At 71.2% G+C, this 20,641-nt stretch carries 20 protein-coding genes and 1 pseudogene; 8 read left to right on the plus strand and 13 right to left on the minus strand.

Annotated elements, in window-relative coordinates; genetic code table 11:
- Nucleotides 1–60 precede the first annotated feature (60 nt).
- From N4G66_RS05660 to N4G66_RS05670, 3 genes and pseudogenes are all read right to left on the minus strand, one after another.
- The gene (locus tag N4G66_RS05660) at nt 61–798 is read right to left on the minus strand and encodes a methionine ABC transporter permease (RefSeq protein WP_261702826.1); all 738 of its coding nucleotides are present in this window, start codon (nt 796–798) and stop codon (nt 61–63) included.
- Entirely contained in the window at nt 795–1,886 is a 1,092-nt protein-coding gene (locus N4G66_RS05665; RefSeq protein WP_315903615.1) for a methionine ABC transporter ATP-binding protein, read from the minus strand. The genes N4G66_RS05660 and N4G66_RS05665 overlap by 4 nt, the downstream gene beginning before the upstream one ends.
- A gap of 316 nt (nt 1,887–2,202) precedes the next feature.
- Nucleotides 2,203–2,427 (minus strand): annotated as a pseudogene (locus tag N4G66_RS05670) (HAD family hydrolase); the annotation flags it as partial.
- Nucleotides 2,428–2,526: 99 nt separating this feature from the next.
- On the opposite strand from N4G66_RS05670, the gene N4G66_RS05675 reads away from it, so the two are divergent.
- Together N4G66_RS05675 and N4G66_RS05680 are read left to right on the plus strand one after the other, a co-directional pair.
- Nucleotides 2,527–2,886 carry a hypothetical protein gene (locus tag N4G66_RS05675; RefSeq protein ID WP_261702828.1) on the plus strand — a complete coding sequence of 120 codons (360 nt, stop codon included), beginning with the start codon at nt 2,527–2,529 and terminating at the stop codon, nt 2,884–2,886.
- 1 nt (nt 2,887) lies between these two features.
- Nucleotides 2,888–3,391, plus strand: a complete 504-nt coding sequence (locus N4G66_RS05680) for a hypothetical protein (protein WP_261702829.1) — start codon at nt 2,888–2,890, stop codon at nt 3,389–3,391.
- Between the two features lie 25 nt (nt 3,392–3,416).
- Here N4G66_RS05680 and N4G66_RS05685 read toward each other — a convergent pair whose 3' ends face one another.
- The 3 genes from N4G66_RS05685 to N4G66_RS05695 form a co-directional block, all read right to left on the minus strand.
- Nucleotides 3,417–3,920, minus strand: coding sequence for a GNAT family N-acetyltransferase (locus tag N4G66_RS05685; protein WP_261702830.1), 504 nt, complete (start codon nt 3,918–3,920; stop codon nt 3,417–3,419).
- Between the two features lie 57 nt (nt 3,921–3,977).
- Nucleotides 3,978–4,472: a sigma-70 family RNA polymerase sigma factor gene (locus N4G66_RS05690; RefSeq protein WP_261702831.1), complete on the minus strand. Its 495-nt coding sequence runs from the start codon at nt 4,470–4,472 to the stop codon at nt 3,978–3,980.
- Between the two features lie 145 nt (nt 4,473–4,617).
- Nucleotides 4,618–5,778, minus strand: a complete 1,161-nt coding sequence (locus tag N4G66_RS05695; RefSeq protein ID WP_261702832.1) for a glycerophosphodiester phosphodiesterase — start codon at nt 5,776–5,778, stop codon at nt 4,618–4,620.
- A gap of 408 nt (nt 5,779–6,186) precedes the next feature.
- Here N4G66_RS05695 and N4G66_RS05700 point away from each other — a divergent pair, with 408 nt between their 5' ends.
- Nucleotides 6,187–6,858, plus strand: a complete 672-nt coding sequence (locus N4G66_RS05700) for a lysophospholipid acyltransferase family protein (RefSeq protein ID WP_261702964.1) — start codon at nt 6,187–6,189, stop codon at nt 6,856–6,858.
- Nucleotides 6,859–7,342: 484 nt separating this feature from the next.
- On the opposite strand, the gene N4G66_RS05705 is transcribed toward N4G66_RS05700, so the two are convergent.
- From N4G66_RS05705 to N4G66_RS05725, 5 genes are all read right to left on the minus strand, one after another.
- Entirely contained in the window at nt 7,343–8,860 is a 1,518-nt protein-coding gene (locus N4G66_RS05705) for an MFS transporter (protein WP_261702833.1), read from the minus strand.
- Nucleotides 8,857–9,408, minus strand: a complete 552-nt coding sequence (locus tag N4G66_RS05710; protein ID WP_261702834.1) for a TetR/AcrR family transcriptional regulator — start codon at nt 9,406–9,408, stop codon at nt 8,857–8,859. Before N4G66_RS05710 ends, N4G66_RS05705 begins: the two co-directional genes overlap by 4 nt.
- A gap of 110 nt (nt 9,409–9,518) precedes the next feature.
- Nucleotides 9,519–10,490, minus strand: a complete 972-nt coding sequence (locus N4G66_RS05715; RefSeq protein WP_261702835.1) for an aldo/keto reductase — start codon at nt 10,488–10,490, stop codon at nt 9,519–9,521.
- Between the two features lie 111 nt (nt 10,491–10,601).
- The gene (argH, locus tag N4G66_RS05720) at nt 10,602–12,035 is read right to left on the minus strand and encodes an argininosuccinate lyase (protein WP_261702836.1); all 1,434 of its coding nucleotides are present in this window, start codon (nt 12,033–12,035) and stop codon (nt 10,602–10,604) included.
- Nucleotides 12,036–12,170: 135 nt separating this feature from the next.
- Nucleotides 12,171–13,364, minus strand: a complete 1,194-nt coding sequence (locus N4G66_RS05725) for an argininosuccinate synthase (RefSeq protein WP_261702837.1) — start codon at nt 13,362–13,364, stop codon at nt 12,171–12,173.
- Nucleotides 13,365–13,649: 285 nt separating this feature from the next.
- On the opposite strand from N4G66_RS05725, the gene N4G66_RS05730 reads away from it, so the two are divergent.
- From N4G66_RS05730 to N4G66_RS05740, 3 genes are all read left to right on the plus strand, one after another.
- Nucleotides 13,650–14,492, plus strand: a complete 843-nt coding sequence (locus tag N4G66_RS05730) for a hypothetical protein (RefSeq protein WP_261702838.1) — start codon at nt 13,650–13,652, stop codon at nt 14,490–14,492.
- Nucleotides 14,493–14,627: 135 nt separating this feature from the next.
- The gene (locus N4G66_RS05735) at nt 14,628–15,215 is read left to right on the plus strand and encodes a pyridoxamine 5'-phosphate oxidase family protein (RefSeq protein ID WP_261702839.1); all 588 of its coding nucleotides are present in this window, start codon (nt 14,628–14,630) and stop codon (nt 15,213–15,215) included.
- Nucleotides 15,216–15,218: 3 nt separating this feature from the next.
- Nucleotides 15,219–15,917, plus strand: coding sequence for a L,D-transpeptidase family protein (locus N4G66_RS05740; RefSeq protein WP_261702840.1), 699 nt, complete (start codon nt 15,219–15,221; stop codon nt 15,915–15,917).
- A 192-nt stretch (nt 15,918–16,109) separates the two neighbouring features.
- Here the strand turns inward: N4G66_RS05740 and N4G66_RS05745 are convergent, their stop codons facing one another.
- Nucleotides 16,110–17,627: a sensor histidine kinase gene (locus N4G66_RS05745; RefSeq protein ID WP_261702965.1), complete on the minus strand. Its 1,518-nt coding sequence runs from the start codon at nt 17,625–17,627 to the stop codon at nt 16,110–16,112.
- An 8-nt stretch (nt 17,628–17,635) separates the two neighbouring features.
- Nucleotides 17,636–18,472: a response regulator transcription factor gene (locus tag N4G66_RS05750; protein WP_261702841.1), complete on the minus strand. Its 837-nt coding sequence runs from the start codon at nt 18,470–18,472 to the stop codon at nt 17,636–17,638.
- 234 nt (nt 18,473–18,706) lie between these two features.
- Between N4G66_RS05750 and N4G66_RS05755 the strand changes: the two genes are divergently transcribed.
- Nucleotides 18,707–20,068 (plus strand): ferredoxin reductase family protein, encoded by a 1,362-nt coding sequence (locus N4G66_RS05755; RefSeq protein ID WP_261702842.1) that lies wholly within the window; start codon nt 18,707–18,709, stop codon nt 20,066–20,068.
- Nucleotides 20,069–20,075: 7 nt separating this feature from the next.
- A complete protein-coding gene (locus tag N4G66_RS05760) occupies nt 20,076–20,564 on the plus strand; it encodes an FMN-binding protein (protein ID WP_261702843.1) in 489 nt (162 codons plus the stop codon).
- Nucleotides 20,565–20,641: the final 77 nt, after the last annotated feature.

Consider the following 20,641-nt stretch of genomic DNA (forward strand, 5'->3'; position numbering starts at 1 on the left):
GTGAACGGGGAAATCTGCGGGAGGGAGAGCCGGGGACCTGGGGCAGGCCAGCGGAGGTTTTCAGGCGACCTTGCCGACCTCCGCGGCGGCGGGCTCCCCGGACTTCAGGAGCCGCAGCTTCGGGGCGCCACCGGAGTGCCCGCCGCGGCGGTGCAGTCCGCGGGCCGCGTAGTCGCCGGCGAACTGGATGAGCGAGATGGCGACGGCCAGGATGGCGACCGTGATCCACATCATTCCGGTCTCGAAACGCTGGTAGCCGTAGCGGATCGCGATGTCGCCGAGACCGCCCGCGCCGACGGTGCCGGCCATCGCCGAGTAGCCGATGAGGGCGACGACCGTGGTGGTCGCGGAGGAGATCAGCGAGGGCAGCGACTCGGGTACGAGGACGCGGCGGACGACGGTCCAGGTGTTGCCGCCCATCGCCTGCACGGCCTCGACGAGCCCGCCGTCCACTTCGCGGACCGACGTCTCGACCAGTCGCGCGAAGAACGGGATCGCGCCGACGGCGAGCGGCACGATCGCCGCGTCGCGCCCGATGGTCGTTCCCGTGATCGTGCGCGTGAAGCTCATCAGCGCGACCATCAGGATGATGAAGGGCAGCGAGCGGGCGACGTTCACGACCTGCCCGACGACCTTGTTCACGACGACGTTCTGCAGGAGTCCGCCACGATCGGTGAGGACGAGCAGGATGCCGAGCGGCAGACCACCGACGATCGCGATGAGCGTGGACCAGCCGACCATGTAGAGCGTGTCCCAACACGCCTGGGACAGCAGCGGCTGCATCTCCGACCAGCTCACTTGGCACCTTCCTTCACCAGCACGGGCCGGTCGTCCTGGATGTCGATCTGCAGGCCCTGCTCGCGCAGGAAGCCGATCGGCACGACGTTCTCCTCGTAGCGGCCGGGCAGTTCGATGCGCATCCGGCCGACCTGCCTGCCCGCGACGGTGTCCATCGCGGCGCCGAGGATCGAGATGTCGATGTTGTAGGTGCGCGAGAGCTGCGAGATGACGGGCCGGGTGGCCGACTCTCCGTGGAAGGTGACGTCGATGACGGTGCGGTCGTCGCCGGAGGCGTCGCCGCTGACCGGGAAGAGCGCGGAGGCCAGCTCGGAGCCGGGCGTCGCGAGGAGTTCGCTCACGGTGCCGGACTCGACGATGCGGCCGTTGTTCATCAGCGCGGCCGAGTCGCAGACCGTCTTGACGACGTCCATCTCGTGGGTGATGAGCAGGACGGTGAGACCGAGCTGGCGGTTCAGGTCGCGCAGCAGCTGGAGGATGGAGCGGGTGGTCTCCGGGTCGAGGGCGCTGGTCGCCTCGTCGGAGAGCAGCACCTTCGGGTCGCCGGCCAGCGCGCGGGCGATGCCGACGCGCTGCTTCTGACCGCCGGAGAGCTGGGCCGGGTACGCCTTGGCCTTGTCGGACAGGCCGACCAGGTCGAGCAGTTGGAGTGCCTTGCGGCTGCGCGCCTTCCCCGATGCACCGAGGATCTCGAGCGGCAGCTCGACGTTGTCCTGGACCGTCCGCGAGGACAGCAGGTTGAAGTGCTGGAAGACCATGCCGATCCGGCTGCGCGCCTGACGGAGCTCCCGGCCGGCGCGCGGGCCGCGCCCGACGAGGGCGGTGAGGTCCTGCCCGGCGACGGTGACCGTGCCGGAGGTGGGACGCTCCAGGAGGTTGACGCAGCGGATGAGCGAGGACTTTCCGGCGCCGGACTGGCCGATGACGCCGTACACCTCGCCTTCGCGGACATGCAGATCGACGCCGTCGAGGGCGGTCACTTCACGGCCGCGCGAGCGGTAGACCTTGGTGAGGCCCGTTGTCGTGATCACTGGGGTTTCCGTCACTGTCGAGTGCGGGGCGTGGGTGTGCGCCGGGCACGGGTGCATTCGGTCGGGAACGCGGCACGGTTCTCGCGTTGGCGATGGAACCGGAAGGAGAACGTGTGCGCGGGGCAGCCCGGTCACGTACGCGGTACGGACACAGGGCGCGGCGATCCCGCTTCGGGGCGCGGGATCAGGCGGTGGAACAGGGGCCCTCTAGCAGGCGCACATTCGACACATACAACGAGCACCGGGCGTCGTGGTCGCCTCGGTCGCAAGGATGCGGCTGCTCGTCGTGGTCATGGAATGAAGTAAAGCAGACCGGGGGCCGCGGGCCGCCACCGCTGTCCGAATAGCGGACAGCGGTGGACGTCGCTCGGTCCCGGACGGAGATCTCCGCTCCGGCGTCCGTCACCAGTACGGACAGGGCGGAGAGGTCCTCGACGACGAGGCCGGCGGCCGGCTCGTCGGCCTGGTGCGTTGTGGCCGACGCCACGGTGGCCATCCCTGCGGCGCGGGCCGCCCGGCGCCCGGCGGGGGCGTCCTCGAAGACGACGCAGCGGGCCGGACCGACGCCCGGTTCGCGGGCGTCGAGCAGCTGGGGCTCGAACAACGGGGCTTCAGCGTGGATCTTCACGCCTTCGGCCCTGCGAGGCAGCCCGGGGGCGAGCGCATCAGGTCTTTTGGCCCGTAATAGGGTCACGGCATGTTTGATGCCCTGACGGTCGCGACGGCCGTCGCCGCGCTCGCGCTCGCCGCCTGGTGCGGCTGGGCCGCCCACCGTGACCAGCCCACCAAGGACTGGCACTTCATCGGCATGGCCGTGGTGTCGCTGCTCGCCCTGGTCCAGCTGGTGATCGGCGTCGTCCAGCTGGCGCGCGGCGAGAAGCCGGAGCAGGGCACGACGATCTTCGTGGCGTATCTGATCGGCGCCTTCGCGTGCGTTCCCGCCGCGGGGTTCATGTCGCTGGCGGAGCGCACCCGCTGGGGTTCGGTAACGGTGGCGGCCGGCGGCGTCGTCCTCGCCGTGCTCGAAGTACGGCTCTACGACATCTGGGGAGGCTGAGATGACGGCCACGGAGGAGAACACGACCGTGCCTCGTGACGAGCGGAACGAGCAGGACGAGCGGGACGAGCAGGGCGTGAAGCCGCTGGAGCTGCCCGCGGACAAGAAGCGCACGCGGCTCATCAGCGGCCCCGGCATCCTGCTGCTGTGGCTGTACGGGGTGATGGTGGTCGGCGCCGTCTCGCGGTCGGCCGTGCAGATCTCCACGGAGTTCGACAAGGCGCCGCTCGCCTACTCGCTCTCCGCGGTCGCCGGTCTCGTCTACGGATTCATCACGTACTCGCTCGTGCGCGGCGGCGAGACGGCGCGCAGGGCGGCGCTGGTGTGCTGCGCCGCCGAGCTCGCGGGTGTACTGACCGTCGGGACCTGGACGCTGGTCGAGCCGTCCGCCTTCCCCGACGCCACGGTGTGGTCGGACTACGGCATGGGCTATCTCTTCATCCCGGTCCTGCTGCCGCTGTCGGCGATGTACTGGCTGCGCAAGGCGCGTACGACCGCCGACTGACGACTGCTGCCGAAGCCGGCCGCGCTCAGGCGCTGGTGGCGTACGCGCCGGTGTCTGCGCCCTTGGCCAGGGTCACCAGCGTCATGCGCTCGCCGATCCGCTCCTGCGAGACGGGTGCGTAGCCGTGCTTGCGGTAGAGGCGCAGATTGCGCTCGCTGCGATGGCCGGTGAACAGCTGGAAGGACTTGGCGGTTCCTTCGGCGCCGAGGCGGTTCTCGATCGCGTCGAGCAGACGTCCGCCGAGACCGTGCCGCTGCATGCGCGGATGCACGATGAGTTTGTTGATGCGAGCCGTGCCGTCGGCGTCGACGGCGCCGCGTACCGAGGCCACCACCTCGTCGCCGAGCCGGGCCACCAGTACGGTGCCGCCCGCGAGTTCCGCCCTGAGCGAGTCGAGCGGCTGCGTGAGCGGCTCGATGCCGTAGTCGCCGTACAGCTCGGCCTCGCTCTGATAGCAGAGGTACTGCAGCTTCAGGATCTGTTCCGCATCCTGCTCGGTCGCCGCCGAGATGGTCACGCTCATGCCCATGTGTGCATGCCTCCCGCTCACCTGTTCACCGGTCGTCCCCCACTCCTATCCCCGTCGTCAGCGGGCCGCAACCTCCGTCGCCAGCAAACGACGCAGACATCCAAGACATCGGGAACGTTCCGGACCAAGACTGCCCTGTGAGATACCCAACTCACCTGCGATCTCCCGATAGGTGAGGTCATCCGGGGAGAGCAGGGCGGCCATCAGTCGCGGGCAGCGGCCGGGAAGCCGGCGTACGGCGTCGTGCAGCGCGCGACCGCGGGCGGCGGCCATCGCCCGCTCCTCGGGGCCGGGGCCGCTGTCGTCCGCGGGTTCGATGGCGTACGGCCGCTCGACGCGTGCCCTGCGACGGCTGCGACGGGCCTCGGAGCGCACGGCCCCGCGCACCCAGCGCTGCGGGTCGGCGGGCGGCCCTGTCGTGTCCAGGCGCTCCAGCAGGCGCAGCCAGACGGCCTGTTCCAGGTCGTTCCGCTCGGCACCGGAGGCGTGGGCCTCCGCCGATGCCTCGGCCGCGAGCAGCGGCCGCAGTGTGGAAACCAGCTCGTGGGTCATGTGCGGCACGACGCGGCCGCCCCGGCGAGAGGTTGCCGGGGCGGCCGGTTGTCATCCCATCCGGGGTGACCGGGTCACGCGTTGACGGACGCGGACACCCGTCTCGTTCCCCGGACTCGTCCGTCGACGGCCCGGGGCGCCGGACTCATCCCTTGAGGAAGTCCGCGCGGGCCAGCACCGCGGTGTCCGCGTTGTCGGAGAAGACACCGTCGATGCCCGTCTCGAAGTAGACCCTGAAGGCTCCGAAGGGGTCCCCGTAGGCGTCCACGGCGGTGCCCTTGCGGAAGCTCGTGGGCAGGAAGGGGTTCTCGTTGCGCATGGTGTACGGGTGCAGGATCAGGCCCGCGCGGTGCGCGTCGGCGACGAGCGTGGTGGCACTGGTGAGGTTGCCGTCCGCGTCCTTCGGGATGACCAGGTCGAGCGTGGGGCCGATGCCCTGCGCGTACGAGGCGATCCACTTCAGGCCCTCGGGTGTGACGAGGTCGGCGACCGTGCGGGGGTCGCCCGCCGCGACGAAGTCCCAGGGGCGGGTGTTCGCGGCGGACAGCAGGACGACGAGCGGGTTGCCGACGAGCTTGTCCAGCCGCTGGATGCTGCTCGGCTCGAAGGACTGGAGGATGACCGGCGAGTCCTTCCTGTCCTTGCCGTACTTGCGCAGCAGTTCGGCGACCCGCTCCTCCAGGCCGAGGCCGAGCGCCCGGAAGTAGGTGGGGTGCTTGGTCTCGGGGTAGATCCAGACCTGCTTGCCTCGCTTGCGGGTCTGCTCGTCCTGCCAGCGGAGCACCTCTTCGAAGGTGGGAATCTCCCAGCGGCCGTTGTAGAGGGTGTTGTGCGGGCGGTTGGCGGGGATGCGCTCGACCGCCCGCAGGGTCTTGAGCTCGGCCAGCGTGAAGTCCTCGGTGAACCAGCCGGTGGTGGGAACCCCGTCGAGCGTCTTGGTCGTCTTGCGGCCGGCGAACTCGGGGCGTGCCGAGACATCCGTGGTCCCGCCGATTTCCGGTTCGTGACGGCATACGAGGTGGCCGTCCCTGGTGGGCACCAGATCGCCGGCCTCGACGACGTCGGCGCCCAGGTCGAGGGCCAGCTGGTACGAGCCGAAGGTGTGCTCCGGCCGGTAGCCGCTGGCTCCGCGGTGGCCGATGACGGTCGGTCTGGGCAGGCTCCGGTAGCCGCCGCCGTGGCGTCCGTCCGCGTTCGCGGCACCGGGAAGGCCGAGGACAGCTCCGCCCGCCCCGAGCACCGCGGCTCCGAGCAGCGTCCGCCGCGCCGTACCCCGCTCCTGACCGTTCGACTCCTGCGCCCCCATGAGCGCTCCTCCCGCCGTAGGTGCCCTGCCTGTCGAAGCGGGTCGATCGTAGGTGCCCCCGTGTGACGGGAGGGAGGCCCGCGGCGGAACAGTGGGTGACGCCGGATGCCCTACGGGATGCGGAACCTGACGGTCCGTCGGCATCGGCCGGGCGGTCGGGGGTAGGCGTGGGACTACGGCGACCGGGCGGCGATTCATGGCGGGATCACCCGTTCGCCGGTACGGCGCGCGATGTCCGTCACATCGACTCGCCCCCGCGTCCGCCGCTCACAGGCACGCAACCGCAGGTAAACGTAGGTCAACAGTGCGTATCCAGTCGATGAACCGGATGTGCAATCATCCGGGAACCGCGAGTATCGTCCTCACCTGCACATACTCCATACCGATCCCTTGACACCGGAGGGCCTGTTGTCCCGCTTCGCGCTCATCAAGGCAGTGCTCGGACCGATCATGCGCCTGATGTTCCGCCCACAGGTGGAAGGCGTGGAGCACATCCCGGGCGAGGGCCCGGTGATCCTGGCCGGCAACCACCTCACGTTCATCGACTCGATGATCCTTCCGCTGGTCTGCGACCGGCAGGTGCTCTTCATCGGCAAGGACGAGTACGTCACGGGCAAGGGCCTCAAGGGCCGCCTGATGGCGTGGTTCTTCACCGGCGTCGGCATGATCCCGGTGGACCGGGACGGCGCCAACGGTGGCGTGGCCGCGCTGATGACCGGCCGCCGCGTCCTGGAGGACGGCAAGGTCTTCGGGATCTACCCCGAGGGCACCCGCTCCCCCGACGGCCGCCTGTACCGCGGCCGCACCGGCATCGCCCGGCTCACCATGATGACCGGCTCCCCGGTGGTCCCCTTCGCGATGATCGGCACGGACAAGCTCCAGCCGGGCGGCGCGGGCATCCCGCGGCCGGGCAAGGTCACCGTCCGCTTCGGTCCCGCCATGGAGTTCTCGCGCTACGAGGGCATGGACCGCGACCGGTACGTGCTGCGCGCCGTGACCGACTCCGTGATGACCGAGGTCATGCGCCTGTCCGGCCAGGAGTACGTCGACATGTACGCCACCAAGGCGAAGGCCGCCTAGCGCTTCCGCCGCACGCAGGGTGCCCGGCTCTTCGCCCGGCCGCCCTGCGACCGCGCAAAAGGGGTGGCCCCGGACGGCAATTGCCGGTCGGAGCCACCCCTTTCGCGCGGTCCCGGCGGGTTTCGCCCGGTCGGCGCCGGATCGGGCCGTGCAGGGCCGCACCGGGCGCCCCGCCCCGGCGGCCGGGACTTCGGATGGTCCGGCCCCGGGTGATCCGCCCCAGGGCGGGGGAAGCCCTGACGGTAGGACCCCGGTCAGTCCGACCCAGGGCGCGAGAAGCCCCGGGCGAGAGAAGCCCCGGGCGAGAGAAGCCCCGGTGGAAAGACCCCGGGCGACCGACCCACGGCGCGAGAAGCCCCGGGCGATCCGACTCAGGATGGGAGAAGCCCGGGCGGTCGCACCCTGGGTGGGTGAAGCCCGGGCGGTCCCACCCCGGGTGGGTGAAGCCCGGGTGGGAGAACCCCGGGCGGTTCGAACGGCGCGCCTACGCCTCGAGCTTCTGACCGCGCAGCAGGAACCATGCCGCCACGGCGGTGGCGAGCAGGACCGCCGCGCCCGCGCCGGAGGCGAGCGCCAGACCGTCCACGAAGGACTCCCTGGCCGCGGTGAGCAGCGTCTCGGCGGTGTGCTCGGGCAGACTCCCGGCGGCCTCCACCGCTCCGCCCAGCGAGTCGTGTGCCTCGGCCGGTGTGCCCGCGGGGCCGGTGAAGCCCGCGTAGACGCCGGTCACGACGGAGCCGAGCAGGGCGATGCCGAGAGCCGCGCCGAGTTCGTACGCCGTCTCGGAGACGGCGGAGGCGGCGCCCGCCTGGTCCTTGGGCACGGCGGAGAGGATCACGTCGGCGGTGACGGTGAACGAGAAGCCCGCGCCGACGCCGACGACCAGCAGTGCGGCGCCGAGCAGCGGATAGCCGGTGGAGCGGTCGAGCACGGTGAGCGTGCCGAGCGCGAGGCCGACCGCGGCGAGTCCGGCGGAGACGACGGTCCGCACGGAGAACCGCCGCGCGAAGCGTCCCGCGACCAGACCAGCCGCCACCGCACCCACCGCGGCGGGGACTTCGGCGAGCCCCGCCTCGAACGGTCCCCGGCCCTGCACGAGTTGCAGGTACTGGGAGAGGAAGAACACGAGTCCGGACATGCCGAGCACGGTGAACAGGTCGGCGAGCACGGCACCGGAGAATCCCCGGTTGCGGAACAGGCGCACGTCCAACAGCGGGATGGGAAGCGTCAGTTGGCGGCGCACGAACCAGAAGAGCGCGCCGGCGCCCAACAGGCCCGCGGCGAGTGCCTCGCCGCTCGGTCCGTGCGCGGCGAGCTCCTTCACCGCGTACACCACGCCGATCACGCCGACGAGCGAGAGCGAGACGCTGATCAGGTCCCAGGGGCCGGGGTTCGGGCTCTTCGACTCAGGGAGCAGCTTCCGGCCGACCAGGACGAGTACCACCATCACCGGAAGGTTGATGAGGAAGACCGAGCCCCACCAGAAGTGTTCGAGCAGGAAGCCCCCGACGACGGGACCGACCGCCGTGCCCGCGGACGCCGTCGCGCCCCAGATGCCGATGGCGAGGCTGCGCTCGCGCGGGTCGTGGAAGATGTTGCGGATCAGGGCGAGGGTGGCGGGCATCAGAGTCGCGCCCGCGACACCGAGCAGCGCCCGCGCCAGGATCATCAACTCGGGTGTCGTGGCATAGGCGTTGAGCACGGATATCAGGCCGAACGCCGTCGCGCCGACGAGCAGCAGCTTCTTGCGGCCGATGCGGTCGCCGAGGCTGCCCATGGAGACGAGCAGACCGGCGATGACGAAGGAGTAGACGTCACCGATCCACAGGAGCTGGGTGCCGGAGGGCTTCAGATCCTCACTGATGTACGGGGTCGCGAGGCCGAGGACGGTCGCGTCGACGGCCACCAGCAGCACGGCGAGGACGAGGACGCAGAGCGCGAGCCAGCGGCCCGGGCGCTTCGGCGTCTCCGTCACAACGGCCGGCCGCAGGGTGCTGGTCATGGTTCCTCTCTCCTGAGCGCGCCGCCGAGCAGCAGCTCGACGATCATGTGGTGGAAGTCCTTGGCGGCGACCCGGCCCTCGGTCACGGCCCAGGCCGCCGAGGCCATCAGCCCGTAGAGGGCCTCGGTGAGCCAGGCCGGGCTGAGGTCGATGCGGAACTCGCCGCTCTGCTGGCCGCGCCGGAACAGCGCGGCCATCCGGGCGTCGAGCCGGGCCCAGCCCTCGTGCTGCCCGTCGCCCTCGAAGAGCTGGTTCTCCGTATAGAGGAAGGCGAGCAGTCCGGCCACCTTCTCCAGCTCCCGTACCAGGCGGCGCACGGCTTCCTGGGCGGTGCCGTCGTCGAGGCGGGCCGCGTCGAGAGCGGCCTCGCACTCCTCGATACCGAGCGCCTCCAGCGCGCGGACGAGCGCGTCACGGCCGGCGAACTGGCGGTGCAGCGTGGCCCGGCTGATCCCGGCGGCCTTGGCGACCTCGTCCATGGTCGCGGTGGATTTCCGGGTGAGCAGGGCGGCTGCGCTGCGCAGCACGTGGTCACGGTCGACAGCCATGAGACAACCGTACCCCACATGAGACATAGATGTCTCATGTGGAGCGTGCGCGTCTCACGCTCTCCCGGTTCCGGAGGTGCTCGAAGTGCTTCTTCCGTAGCTCCTGGCGCTCAGTGCCAGGGCAGCTGCCCGCGTCGCTCCCAGTACGCCCGCGGTTCCTCCGCGAGGGCGGCGAGCCGGGACAGCTGATCGTCGTCGAGGTCGACGACCGCGGAGTGCAGGTTCGAGGCGAGCTGGTTGACGGTGGCCGCCCCCGACAGCACGACACCCGCCCAGGGCTGCCGCAGGATCAGCGCGAGGGCGACCGCGTCACAGCCCAGGGAGGTCTCCGCCGCGACGGCGCGCAGCGCGTCCGGCGCATGGGACCCGGCGAGCCGGCCATTGGCCACGCCCTCCTTGACGATCACCGTGAGTCCGGCGTCATGAGCCTCGGCGAGCGCCGGAGCGGCCGAGGTCTCCAGGACGTTGTACGTCGACTGGACGGTACGGAAGAGCGGCTCGCCTTCGACCGTCACGGCGAGCGCGGCACGGATCGCCTCCGCCTGCTCGGGCCCGCTGGTGGAGAAGCCGATCGACAGGCCTCCGGCGGCCGCTTCGGCGAGTGCCGCGTGCAGCTCCTTGTCGGTGAGGGCCGGGCTGTCCGGGGTCACCGAGTGGATCTGGTAGAGGTCGAGCCGGTCGCCGAGCAGCTCCGCGGTCTCGGCGCGCTGCCGCTCGTACATGGCGAGGCCGTGGTCCTTCACCTCGTGCGCCTCGGCGTCGGTGCGCCAGTCCGCCGTGTACCTGTAGCCCCACTTGCTGCCGATGACGATGTCGTCGATGTCGGGGCGCCGGCCCAGCCAGTCGGCGAGGAACTCCTCGGAGCGGCCGTAGGAGCGGGCCACGTCGAAGTAGCGCACACCCTGGGCGTAGGCGGCTTCGAGGAGTTCGTGGGTGCGCTCGCGCAGGGCGTCGACACTGCGCTCGGCCGGCAGGTCCTCCTCGCGGCCGAGGTTGATGTAGCCGGGGCGGCCTACGGCGGCGAGCCCCAGGCCGAGGTGGGCGGTGGGAGTCGTGGCTGAGGCGAGACGTGCGAAGGGCATCGCGGCTCCGTTCGGTCGGCTCCTTTACGGCTCCCGGCCAACGTAACCCGCGACACCCTCCCCGTACGGCACCCGCCCCCGCACGCGGACCGTGTCCGCCCTCCGGGCGGGCTACTTCTTCAGCTTCGCCACGGCCCAGGTCTGCTGGGCGGCGACGTCCGTCTTGATCTCGGCGAGCTGGACGGCGACCGCGCTCGGCGCCGTACCGCCGCGGCCGTCGCGGGAGGCGAGGGCGCCCTGGACGTTGAGGACGGACCGCACCTCGGGCGTCAGATGCGCCGAGATCTTCGCGAACTGCTCGTCGGTCAGCTCGTCCAGCTCCTTGCCGTCCGCCTCGGCGACCTTCACGCACTCACCGGCGACCTCGTGCGCCACACGGAACGGCACGCCCTGCTTGACCAGCCACTCGGCGATGTCGGTGGCGAGCGAGAAGCCGGCCGGGGCCAGCTCCTCCATGCGCTCCCGGTGCACGGTCAGCGTGGCCATCATGCCGGTGAAGGCGGGGAGGAGGACCTCCAGCTGGTCGCAGGAGTCGAAGACCGGCTCCTTGTCCTCCTGGAGATCGCGGTTGTACGCGAGGGGCAGCGCCTTGAGCGTGGCCATCAGTCCGGTCAGGTTGCCGATCAGACGCCCCGACTTGCCGCGCGCCAGCTCGGCGATGTCCGGGTTCTTCTTCTGCGGCATGATCGACGAGCCGGTGGAGAACGCGTCGTGGAGGGTGACGAAGGAGAACTCCTTCGTGTTCCAGATGATGACCTCCTCGGCGATCCGGGAGAGGTTCACGCCGATCATCGCGGTGATGAAGGCGAACTCCGCCACGAAGTCGCGGGAGGCCGTGCCGTCGATGGAGTTGGCGACACTGCCGTGCTCGAAGCCGAGGTCCTTGGCCACCGCCTCCGGGTCCAGACCGAGCGAGGAACCGGCCAGGGCGCCGGAGCCGTACGGCGAGACGGCGGTCCGCTCGTCCCACTGGCGCAGCCGCTCCGCGTCCCGGGAAAAGGACTGGACATGAGCCAGGACGTGGTGCGCGAACAGCACCGGCTGGGCGTGCTGGAGGTGCGTACGGCCGGGCATCGCCACGCCCGGGTGCGCCTCCGCCAGGCCGATCAGCGCCTCCTGGAGATCGGCGATCAGACCGCCGATGATCCGGGCGTGGTCGCGCAGGTACATGCGGAAGAGCGTGGCCACCTGGTCGTTGCGGGAGCGGCCGGCGCGCAGCTTGCCGCCGAGGTCGGGGCCGAGGCGCTCGAGGAGGCCGCGCTCGAGAGCCGTGTGCACGTCCTCGTCGGCGATCGTGCCGACGAAGGAGCCGTCGGCGACGTCGGCCTCCAGCCCGTCGAGGCCCTCGGTCATCCGGGTGAGCTCGTCCTCGGTGAGCAGGCCCGCCCCGTGCAGCACACGCGCGTGGGCACGCGAACCGGCGATGTCGTACGGCGCGAGGCGCCAGTCGAAGTGGACCGACGCGGACAGCTTCGCCAGGGCCTCGGCGGGACCGTCGGCGAAACGTGCGCCCCAGAGCCGTACGTCACCGCTGTTGCTGCTCACTTGCGTTACTCCTCGAAAGGTGTGGATGTGCCGCCGCCTCCCCACGCGCGAGTGAGGAGGCGGCTGTCAGGCTAGTGCGGTCGGGAGGCTTCGAGGCGGCGGACACGACACGGCCCGCGCCAAGTCCCTTACGGGTTACGCCAGATCCCGCTTCGCGGCGATCTTCGACGACAGGCTGTAGATGTCGATGAAGCCCTTGGCCGCGGCCTGGTCGAAGGTGTCGCCCGTGTCGTACGTCGCGAGGTCGAAGTCGTAGAGCGAGGTCTCGGAGCGCCGGCCCGTGACGACCGCGCGACCGCCGTGCAGGGTCATCCGGATGTCGCCGTTGACGTGCTGGTTGGCCTCGTCGATGAAACCGTCCAGGGCGCGCTTGAGCGGGGAGAACCACTGGCCGTCGTAGACCAGTTCGCCCCAGCGCTGCTCGACCTGCCGCTTGTAGCGGGCGAGTTCACGCTCGACGGTGACGTTCTCCAGCTCCTGGTGTGCGGTGATCAGCGCGATCGCGCCCGGAGCCTCGTACACCTCACGGGACTTGATGCCCACGAGCCGGTCCTCGACCATGTCGATCCGGCCGATGCCCTGGGCTCCGGCGCGCTCGTTGAGCTGCTGGATGGCCTGGAGCACGCTGACGGGCTTGCCGTCGACGGCGACCGGGACGCCGTGCTTGAAGGTGATGACGACCTCGTCGGCCTCGCGGTGCTCCGCCGGGTTCGAGGTGTATTCGTAGATGTCCTCGATCGGGGCGTTCCAGATGTCCTCCAGGAAGCCCGTCTCGACCGCGCGCCCGAAGACGTTCTGGTCGATGGAGTACGGGGACTTCTTGGTGGTCGCGATCGGGAGCTGCTTCTCCTCGCAGAAGGCGATCGCCTTGTCGCGGGTCATCGCGTAGTCACGGACCGGGGCGATGCACTTGAGGTCGGGGGCGAGGGCGACGATGCCGGCCTCGAACCGCACCTGGTCGTTGCCCTTGCCCGTGCAGCCGTGGGCGACCGTGGTGGCGCCGTGCTTCTGGGCGGCGGCGACGAGGTGCTTGACGATCGTCGGCCGGGAGAGGGCCGAGACCAGCGGATAGCGGTCCATGTAGAGGGCGTTGGCCTTGATCGCCGGGAGGCAGTACTCGTCGGCGAACTCGTCCTTGGCGTCCGCGACCTCGGCCTCGACGGCGCCGCACGCGAGGGCGCGCTTACGGATGACGTCCAGGTCCTCGCCGCCCTGGCCGACATCGACCGCTACGGCGATGACCTCGGCGCCCGTCTCCTCGGCGATCCAGCCGATGGCGACGGAGGTGTCCAGACCGCCTGAATAGGCGAGTACGACGCGCTCGGTCACGGGATTCTCCTCACAGTGCATTCGCTGACATGCATGAGTATGCAGCACTCTGCATGGTTCGTCAATCGAGCCCGCCCGGCGGCGCGAACGTCCGGACGCTCGATCGACGGAATCCCCCGGGTGCCCTGGCGACGGAATCTTCCGGGCGCTTGAACACGTGAAACCGCTTTCGCGTATCTCCCGCTGAACGCAGGCGCCGCGTTCGCGTACGCAGGCACACGGACAACGGACCGCCCGGACGATCACCGGGCGGTCGTCCGCCCCCGACCCGAGTGAGGATTCCGCATGTCCAGGGCTCTTCCGAAGTACAACAAGCGGCGCGTCGTGATGATCGGCGGAGCCTCCGCCGTGGTGCTGTCCGCCGCCGTGATCGCCGGCAGCGCCCTGGCGGGCGAGACGCACGGGAACGGCGCGCAGAACGCCACGACGAAGGCCGCCCCCGCGGGCACGGTGAACTGCCCGGCCGTCGCGCCGAGCCTGCCCGCGATCCCCGCCTCCGCGAAGGCCGAGGTCGACCGCAACCTCACCCTGCTGAACACCCAGATCGCCGAGGCGAACAAGCGACTGGTCGACACGGTCGGACAGGGCGGCCCGAACTTCGTCCAGAACGCGATCCTCGGCCCGCTCAAGGACAAGCGCGTCGCCACCATCAACCGCATCGCGACGGCCATCGGGCGCACCGCCGCCAAGCCGACCGGGCTGGACTCGCTCGCGCCCTGCACGCTCAACGGCGTAGCGGGCGCGGGCGGCGCGGCCACCGGTGCCGCCGCACCGAGCGCCACCGCCACCGCGCAGGCCGGCGGGGCCGCCGGCGACACGGGCGCCGCCACCGCGGCCGGCACCATCACCTGCCCGGACGTCGCGTCGCAGCTGCCCGCCGTCCCGGCCTCGGCGAAGGCCGAGGTCGACCGTAATCTGGCGCTGCTGAACACCCAGATCGCCGAGGCCAACACCCGGCTGGCCAACACCGTCGGACAGGGCGGGCCCAACTTCGTCCAGAACGCGATCCTCGGCCCCCTGAAGGACAAGCGGACCTCCACGATCGACCGCATCGCGATCTCCATCGGCCGCACCGCCGCCAAGCCGACCGGACTGGACACCCTCGCCGCCTGCACGCTCACCAAGTGACGTGACAGGCGCCCGGCCGCTTCGCCGATGGCGGCCGGGGCGCCTGTCACGGGTTCCGGCGGTGCCCCTGAACAACGCCGCCGGAACCCGCAATTCCTTAGACAGGCGAAAGGCTTTCCCGGATAATCGTTAGACATGGGAAAGACTTATGAGCGCATCGACGGCCGCCTCCGTACGTTCATCGAGGCGCAGCCCCTCTTCTTCACCGCGACCGCCCCGCTGTCCGGGGACGGCACGGTCAACCTGTCCCCCAAAGGGCTCAGCGGATCGTTCGCCGTACTCGACGAGCGGACCGTGGCCTATCTGGACTTCGCCGGCAGCACCGCCGAGACGATCGCGCATCTGCGCGAGAACGGCCGGATCACCCTGATGTGGTGCGCCTTCCAGGGCCCGCCCAACATCGTCCGGGTGCACGGGCGCGGCGAGCCGGTCTTCCGCGACGACCCGCGCTTCAAGGAACTCCTCACCCACTTCCCCGCCATCGACCCGGCCCCGCACGGACTGCGCGCGATCGTCGTCGTGAGCGCCGAACTCGTCCGCGACTCCTGCGGCTACGCGGTGCCCTTCATGTCCTACGACGAGGACCGCGATCTGCACGGCAAGCGCTTCGCGCGCGAGGACGACGCCTCACTGAGCGAGTACTTCACCAAGAAGGAGCACATCGCGACGAGCCTGGACGGACTGCCCGGGCTGCCGCTGCCGTTGCCCCCCAGTACGGTCTGAGCCATGCGCCTCGGAGCCGCCGCCCTCGTGTCCGCGTCCCTGCTCGCCCTGGCCCCGGGCGGGCCGCCGCCCCTTGCCGAGCTTCCCGCGCGGCTGGCCGACACGGGCGGCGGTACCCAGCTGATCACCGCTGAGGCACCGCGCGGGGAGGCGACGTCGGGGACGCTCACCTGGTGGGACCTTCGGAACGGGCGCTGGGTGCGGGCCGGTTCCGCCCCCGCGCGGTTCGGGGCGCGCGGGCTGGTCGAGGGCCGGGCGCGGCGCCAGGGCACGAACACCACACCCACGGGGCTGTACGAGCTGCCGTACGCGTTCGGGACCCGGGCGGCACCGGGCGGGACCTCGATGCCGTACCGCCGGGTGGGCCAGGACTCGTGGTGGTGCCAGGACAACGCGTCACGGTCGTACAACCGGTGGACCGAGCCCCGCCCCGGGGACTGCCGGGCCGAGGAGTCCGAGCATTTGATCGCCTACGAGAAGCAGTACGCGTACGCCTTCGTCATCGGGTTCAACTACGACCGGCCGGTGCGCGGGCGTGGCGCGGGGATCTTCCTGCACGTCAACGGGAGCGGGCCCACGGCCGGTTGCGTGTCCGTGTCGGCGGGCGCGATGCGGCGGATCCTCGCGTGGGCCGATCCGGCGCGCAGGCCGCACATCGCCATCGGCACGGCGGACGGGGCGACGGCGGTCACCCGGTACTGACGGACCGGATGCCATTGAAGGGCCGGTGAACTGGGAGATCCTCGGACCGGCGGACCCTCGGGCCCCTCGGACCGGCGGACCCTCGGCTCCTTCAGGCCGGCCTGCAGAGGACGACGGGCAGCGGGCTCACGGGCAGCGGACGGCGGACTTACGGGCAGCGGACTTACGGGCAGCGGGCTTACGGGCCGCTGTTCAGGCCGCGGGAAGCCGGACCGTGAACGTGGTCGCTCCCGGGCGGCTCTCCAGAGCGACCGTGCCGTCGTGCGCCTCGACCACGGCCGCCACGATCGACAGGCCGAGCCCCGCTCCGCTGCCGGCGCCGTCCGCGCGGCGGCGGTCCGCCCGGGTGAAGCGTTCGAAGACGCCGGGCCGGACGTCCTCGGGCACCCCGGGTCCGTCGTCGTGGACCTTCAGCACGGCCTCGGCGCCGACCTCCTCCAAGGACACCGTCACCCGGGTGCCCACAGGCGTGTGCACCCGCGCGTTGGCCAACAGGTTGGCCAACACCTGTTGGAGCCGGTGGGCGTCGCCCGTCACCGTCACCGGCTCCTCCGCCAGCTCCAGGACCCAGCGGTGGCCGGGGCCCGCCGCACGGGCATCGGTGACCGAGTCGAGGACGAGGTGGGTGAGGTCGACGGGAAGCCGTTCCAGGGGGCGGCCGGCGTCCAGGCGGGCGAGCAGCAGCAGCTCGTCGACCATCTCGCCCATGCGCGCCGACTCGGCGGCGATCCGTTCGAGGGCGCGGGTCACTTTCGGGGGGACGGGACCGGGGTGCAGCAGCGCGAGCTCGGCGTGACCGCGGACCGAGGCGACCGGGGTGCGCAACTCGTGACTGGCGTCGGCGGCGAAGGTGCGCAGCCGTTCCTCACTCGCGTGCCGCTTGGTGAGCGCGTCCTCCACATGGCCGAGCATGCGGTTGAAGGCACTGGCGACGCGGCCCACCTCACTGCGCGGGTCGGACTCCGGTGCCCGTGGAGGCAGTGCCACCTCGCCGCTCGCGAGCGGGAGTTCGCTGACCCGGGTGGCGGTCGCGGCGACCCGGTTCAGCGGGCGGAGCGACCAGCGCACCCACAGGGCCCCGGCGACTCCGGCGACGACGAGGGCCACGCCGAAGACCAGGGAGGCGACGAGCTCCAGGCGGTGGACGGCCGCGTCGACCGGCTCCGTCGGCAGTCCGGTGATCAGCACGTCACCGTCCTTGCCCGGCGTCGCCAGCACGCGGTAGTCGCCCAGAGCCGACAGGCAGACGGTGTGGGCGCGGCCGTTCGCCGGGACCGCGGCCAGGACCGCCTCGTCACGAGCGGTCAGACGCACGTTCCGGACGGCCGTGCTGGTGCCGGGCGGCACGACCGCCGCGTTCGTGACGTCCTCGCCGACCAGACGCGCTCCGAAAGTGCCGGTGCTCTGCCGACGGGTGTCGCCGTGTTCGTCGCCGTCGTGGTCGGACGGCTTCGCCGAGCCGTGCTCCAGGCTCGCCGGAAACCGGGCTCCGGCATCCTGCAGCTGCTGGTCGAGGCGGCCGGTCAGGAAGCCGTTCAGTTCGTACACGGCGGCCACGCCGACGGCCGCGCAGCTGACGGCGAGCAGCACCACGAGCCCGGCGGTGAGGCGGGCGCGTATCGTGCGCGGGCGCGGCAGCGCGCGCAGGGCCGCCGTCAGCCGGAGCCACCAGCGCCTGCCCGTAGCCCTGGCCCCGGCCCCGGCCCGCATGTTCGCGCTCACCGGCGCGCCGCGGGCTTGATGACGTACCCGGCACCCCGGACCGTGTGGATCATCGGCTCACGGCCCGCGTCGACCTTCTTGCGCAGGTAGGAGATGTAGAGCTCGACGACATGAGCCTGGCCCCCGAAGTCGTAGGACCAGACGCGGTCGAGGATCTGCGCCTTGCTGAGCACACGGCGGGGGTTGCGCATCAGGAAGCGCAGCAGCTCGAACTCGGTCGGCGACAACTCGATCAGGTCGCCGCTCCGGGTCACCTCGCGGGCCTCCTCGTCCATCTCCAGGTCCCCGACGACGAGCCGCGGGCCCTCGTCGGTCCGGCGGGCCATGCCGGCGCGGCGCAGCAGTCCGCGCAGCCGGGCGACGACCTCCTCCAAGCTGAACGGCTTGGTGACATAGTCGTCGCCACCTGCGGTGATGCCGGCGATGCGGTCCTCCACGGCGTCCCGGGCGGTGAGGAAGAGGACGCAGACGCCCGGCAGCACGGTGTGCAGGTCCCGCAGCACGGCGAAGCCGTCGGTGTCCGGGAGCATCACGTCGAGGACGACGGCGTCGGGCAGCAGTTCGCGCGCCTCGGCGGCCGCCGAGGCGCCGTCGCCCGCGGTACGGACCTCCCAGCCCTCGTAGCGCAGGGCACCGGAGAGGACCTCGGCCAGGTCCGGATCGTCGTCGACGACGAGGACGCGCACGGGGGTGCCGTCGGGCCGGGTGAGCGAGGGCGGCCTGGCCGTCCCCCGGGACCGGACAGCGCCGGAGTCCGGGGCGACGTCGGCACCGGTTTCCGTACCGGGGGTCAGGGGGCGGGGGGTGCCGGGGGCTGGGGAGGGAGTGTTCATGTCGCCTTCCAGCATCGCTCCTCGCGACGGTCGCTCTCTGCCTCGCGGCCTCTGAGTTTCCTCTGAGTCGCCTCTCCCCCCGAGAGCCCTGCTTCCTCTGCCTGCCCCTTTCTCGTCTCCTCCCCCGTCGCTCTCAGTTTGCTGTGAGTCCACGCCGGACGGGCCGATTCAGAGCCTCCTCAGAGGTTCCGGACGCACAGTTTCCTCCCGGAGTGCCGGACGAAGGACGGAAACATGACCACGGTGTACGAGCGGGCAGCGGACCCGCGCACGACACGAGGGCGCGGGCGACCGCGGCCCTCACCCGCCGGACCGCTGCTGGCCCTGCTGTGGGCGGGAGCGGCCGCGGTCCTCGCCCTGTGGTGGACCGACACACGGTCGGTGGTGGGCCTCGCCGGCTGGCTGACGGACGCCGGGCGGATCGCCGGGCTGCTGTGCGGCTACAGCTGCGCCGTCCTGGTGGCGCTGATGGCCCGGGTCCCGCTCCTGGAGCGGCGCATCGGCTCCGACCGGGTGGCCCGCTGGCACGCGATGGCCGGCCGCTACACGATCTGCCTGCTCGTCGGGCACGTCACCCTGATCCTCTTCGGCTACGCCGCCCAGGACGGGACAGGCATCGTGCACGAGACGCTGAGCGTGGTGTTCGACTACCCGGACATGCTCATGGCGACGACCGGCACCATCATCCTGTTCGCCGTCGGGATCACCTCGGCGCGCCTGGCCCGCCGCCGGATCAGCCACGAGTTCTGGTACTACGTGCATCTGCTGACGTACGTGGCGGTCTTCCTGGCCTTCTTCCACCAGCTCGCGCTCGGCTCCGACCTCGTCGGCAACCGGGCGGCGCAGGCCTCCTGGTACGCGCTCTACCTCGGTACGGCCGCGCTCGTCGTATGGTTCCGGCTGCTCGCCCCGGTACGGCTCAACCTGCGCCACCGGCTGCGCGTCGAGTCCGTGTACCGGGAGTCCCCCGGGGTCTTCTCCGTCGTGATCCGCGGGGAGGGCCTGGACGAACTGAACGCGCGGGCGGGCCAGTTCTTCCGCTGGCGGTTCCTCGCGGACGGGATGCGGTGGACCTCGACGCCGTACTCGCTGTCGGCACCGCCCCGGCCGGACCGGATGCGGATCACCGTGAAGGCGCTCGGCGACCACAGCGCGGCCGTCGGGCTGCTGCGTCCCGGCACCCGGGTGTGGGCGGAGGGCCCCTACGGCTCGCTGACCGCCGACCGCAGCACCTCGTCGAAGTCCCTGCTGATCGCGGGCGGCGTCGGCATCACCCCGCTGCGCGCCCTGTTCGAGACGCTGCCCGGCCGGGTCACGCTCCTCTACCGGGCGCGCACGGCCGAGGACCTGGCCCTGGGCGGCGAGCTGGAGGACATCGCGCGGTGGCGCGGGGCCCGCGTCCTGTACGCGGTCAACGCCGCCGACGGCACCCGCCCGCGGCTCACCGCCGAGTCGCTGCGCGAGGCCGTGCCCGACCTCGCCGAGCACGACGTGTACCTCTGCGGACCACCCGCGATGGCGCGGGATCTCTACGGGGCGCTGCACACCGCGGGCGTCCCCGACCGCCGTATCCACCACGAGTCGTTCGAGCTGTGAGGCCGCCGTGCACGCCCTGAAGAAGAACCGTCCGCTGCGCCGGATCACGCTGGCCGCCGCCACCACCGTCACCGGCGTCGTCCTGCTGCTCTCGCTCAAGCCGCACACACCACCGACACCGGCCTCGGCCTCCTCGTCGGCGGGTCATTCCTCCTCCCCCTCCTCAGGAGACTCCTCGGGCAGCTCCTCGGGCAGCTCCGGGGGCTCGAAGAGCACGGGGACCAGGACCGTCACCGGCGATACGGTGCAGACCCGTTGGGGTCCGGTCCAGGTGCGGATCACGCTGAAGGACGGCAGGATCACGGATGCCACCGCGGTGGCCTATCCTTCGGACAATCCCAAGGACCAGGAGATCAACAGTTACGCGATTCCCCAGCTCAGGCGGGAGACGCTGGCCGCGCAGAGCGCCCAGATCGACTCGGTGTCCGGAGCCACGTACACCAGCGACGGATACATGCAGTCGCTCCAGTCCGCACTCGACTCCGCGGGCCTCTGAACGCACGGGCGTCGTGGACCGTATCTCTGGGCCAGGGGGCCACTCCCCTCACCCCCGTCTCTCCAGGACGAACACGG

This window comes from Streptomyces rhizosphaerihabitans (assembly GCF_025399795.1).
Lineage (GTDB): Bacteria > Actinomycetota > Actinomycetes > Streptomycetales > Streptomycetaceae > Streptomyces > Streptomyces rhizosphaerihabitans.

Excerpts from the sequence above, each read along its gene's own strand:
- N4G66_RS05665 (WP_315903615.1), bottom strand. The coding sequence starts at position 1,886 with ATGCACCCGTGCCCGGCGCACACCCACGCCCCGCACTCGACAGTGACG.
- N4G66_RS05675 (WP_261702828.1), top strand. The coding sequence starts at position 2,527 with ATGTTTGATGCCCTGACGGTCGCGACGGCCGTCGCCGCGCTCGCGCTC.
- N4G66_RS05680 (WP_261702829.1), top strand. The coding sequence starts at position 2,888 with ATGACGGCCACGGAGGAGAACACGACCGTGCCTCGTGACGAGCGGAAC.
- N4G66_RS05685 (WP_261702830.1), bottom strand. The coding sequence starts at position 3,920 with ATGGGCATGAGCGTGACCATCTCGGCGGCGACCGAGCAGGATGCGGAA.
- N4G66_RS05690 (WP_261702831.1), bottom strand. The coding sequence starts at position 4,472 with ATGACCCACGAGCTGGTTTCCACACTGCGGCCGCTGCTCGCGGCCGAG.
- N4G66_RS05695 (WP_261702832.1), bottom strand. The coding sequence starts at position 5,778 with ATGGGGGCGCAGGAGTCGAACGGTCAGGAGCGGGGTACGGCGCGGCGG.
- N4G66_RS05705 (WP_261702833.1), bottom strand. The coding sequence starts at position 8,860 with ATGACCAGCACCCTGCGGCCGGCCGTTGTGACGGAGACGCCGAAGCGC.
- N4G66_RS05710 (WP_261702834.1), bottom strand. The coding sequence starts at position 9,408 with ATGGCTGTCGACCGTGACCACGTGCTGCGCAGCGCAGCCGCCCTGCTC.
- N4G66_RS05715 (WP_261702835.1), bottom strand. The coding sequence starts at position 10,490 with ATGCCCTTCGCACGTCTCGCCTCAGCCACGACTCCCACCGCCCACCTC.
- N4G66_RS05730 (WP_261702838.1), top strand. The coding sequence starts at position 13,650 with ATGTCCAGGGCTCTTCCGAAGTACAACAAGCGGCGCGTCGTGATGATC.
- N4G66_RS05735 (WP_261702839.1), top strand. The coding sequence starts at position 14,628 with ATGGGAAAGACTTATGAGCGCATCGACGGCCGCCTCCGTACGTTCATC.
- N4G66_RS05740 (WP_261702840.1), top strand. The coding sequence starts at position 15,219 with ATGCGCCTCGGAGCCGCCGCCCTCGTGTCCGCGTCCCTGCTCGCCCTG.
- N4G66_RS05745 (WP_261702965.1), bottom strand. The coding sequence starts at position 17,627 with ATGCGGGCCGGGGCCGGGGCCAGGGCTACGGGCAGGCGCTGGTGGCTC.
- N4G66_RS05750 (WP_261702841.1), bottom strand. The coding sequence starts at position 18,472 with ATGAACACTCCCTCCCCAGCCCCCGGCACCCCCCGCCCCCTGACCCCC.
- N4G66_RS05755 (WP_261702842.1), top strand. The coding sequence starts at position 18,707 with ATGACCACGGTGTACGAGCGGGCAGCGGACCCGCGCACGACACGAGGG.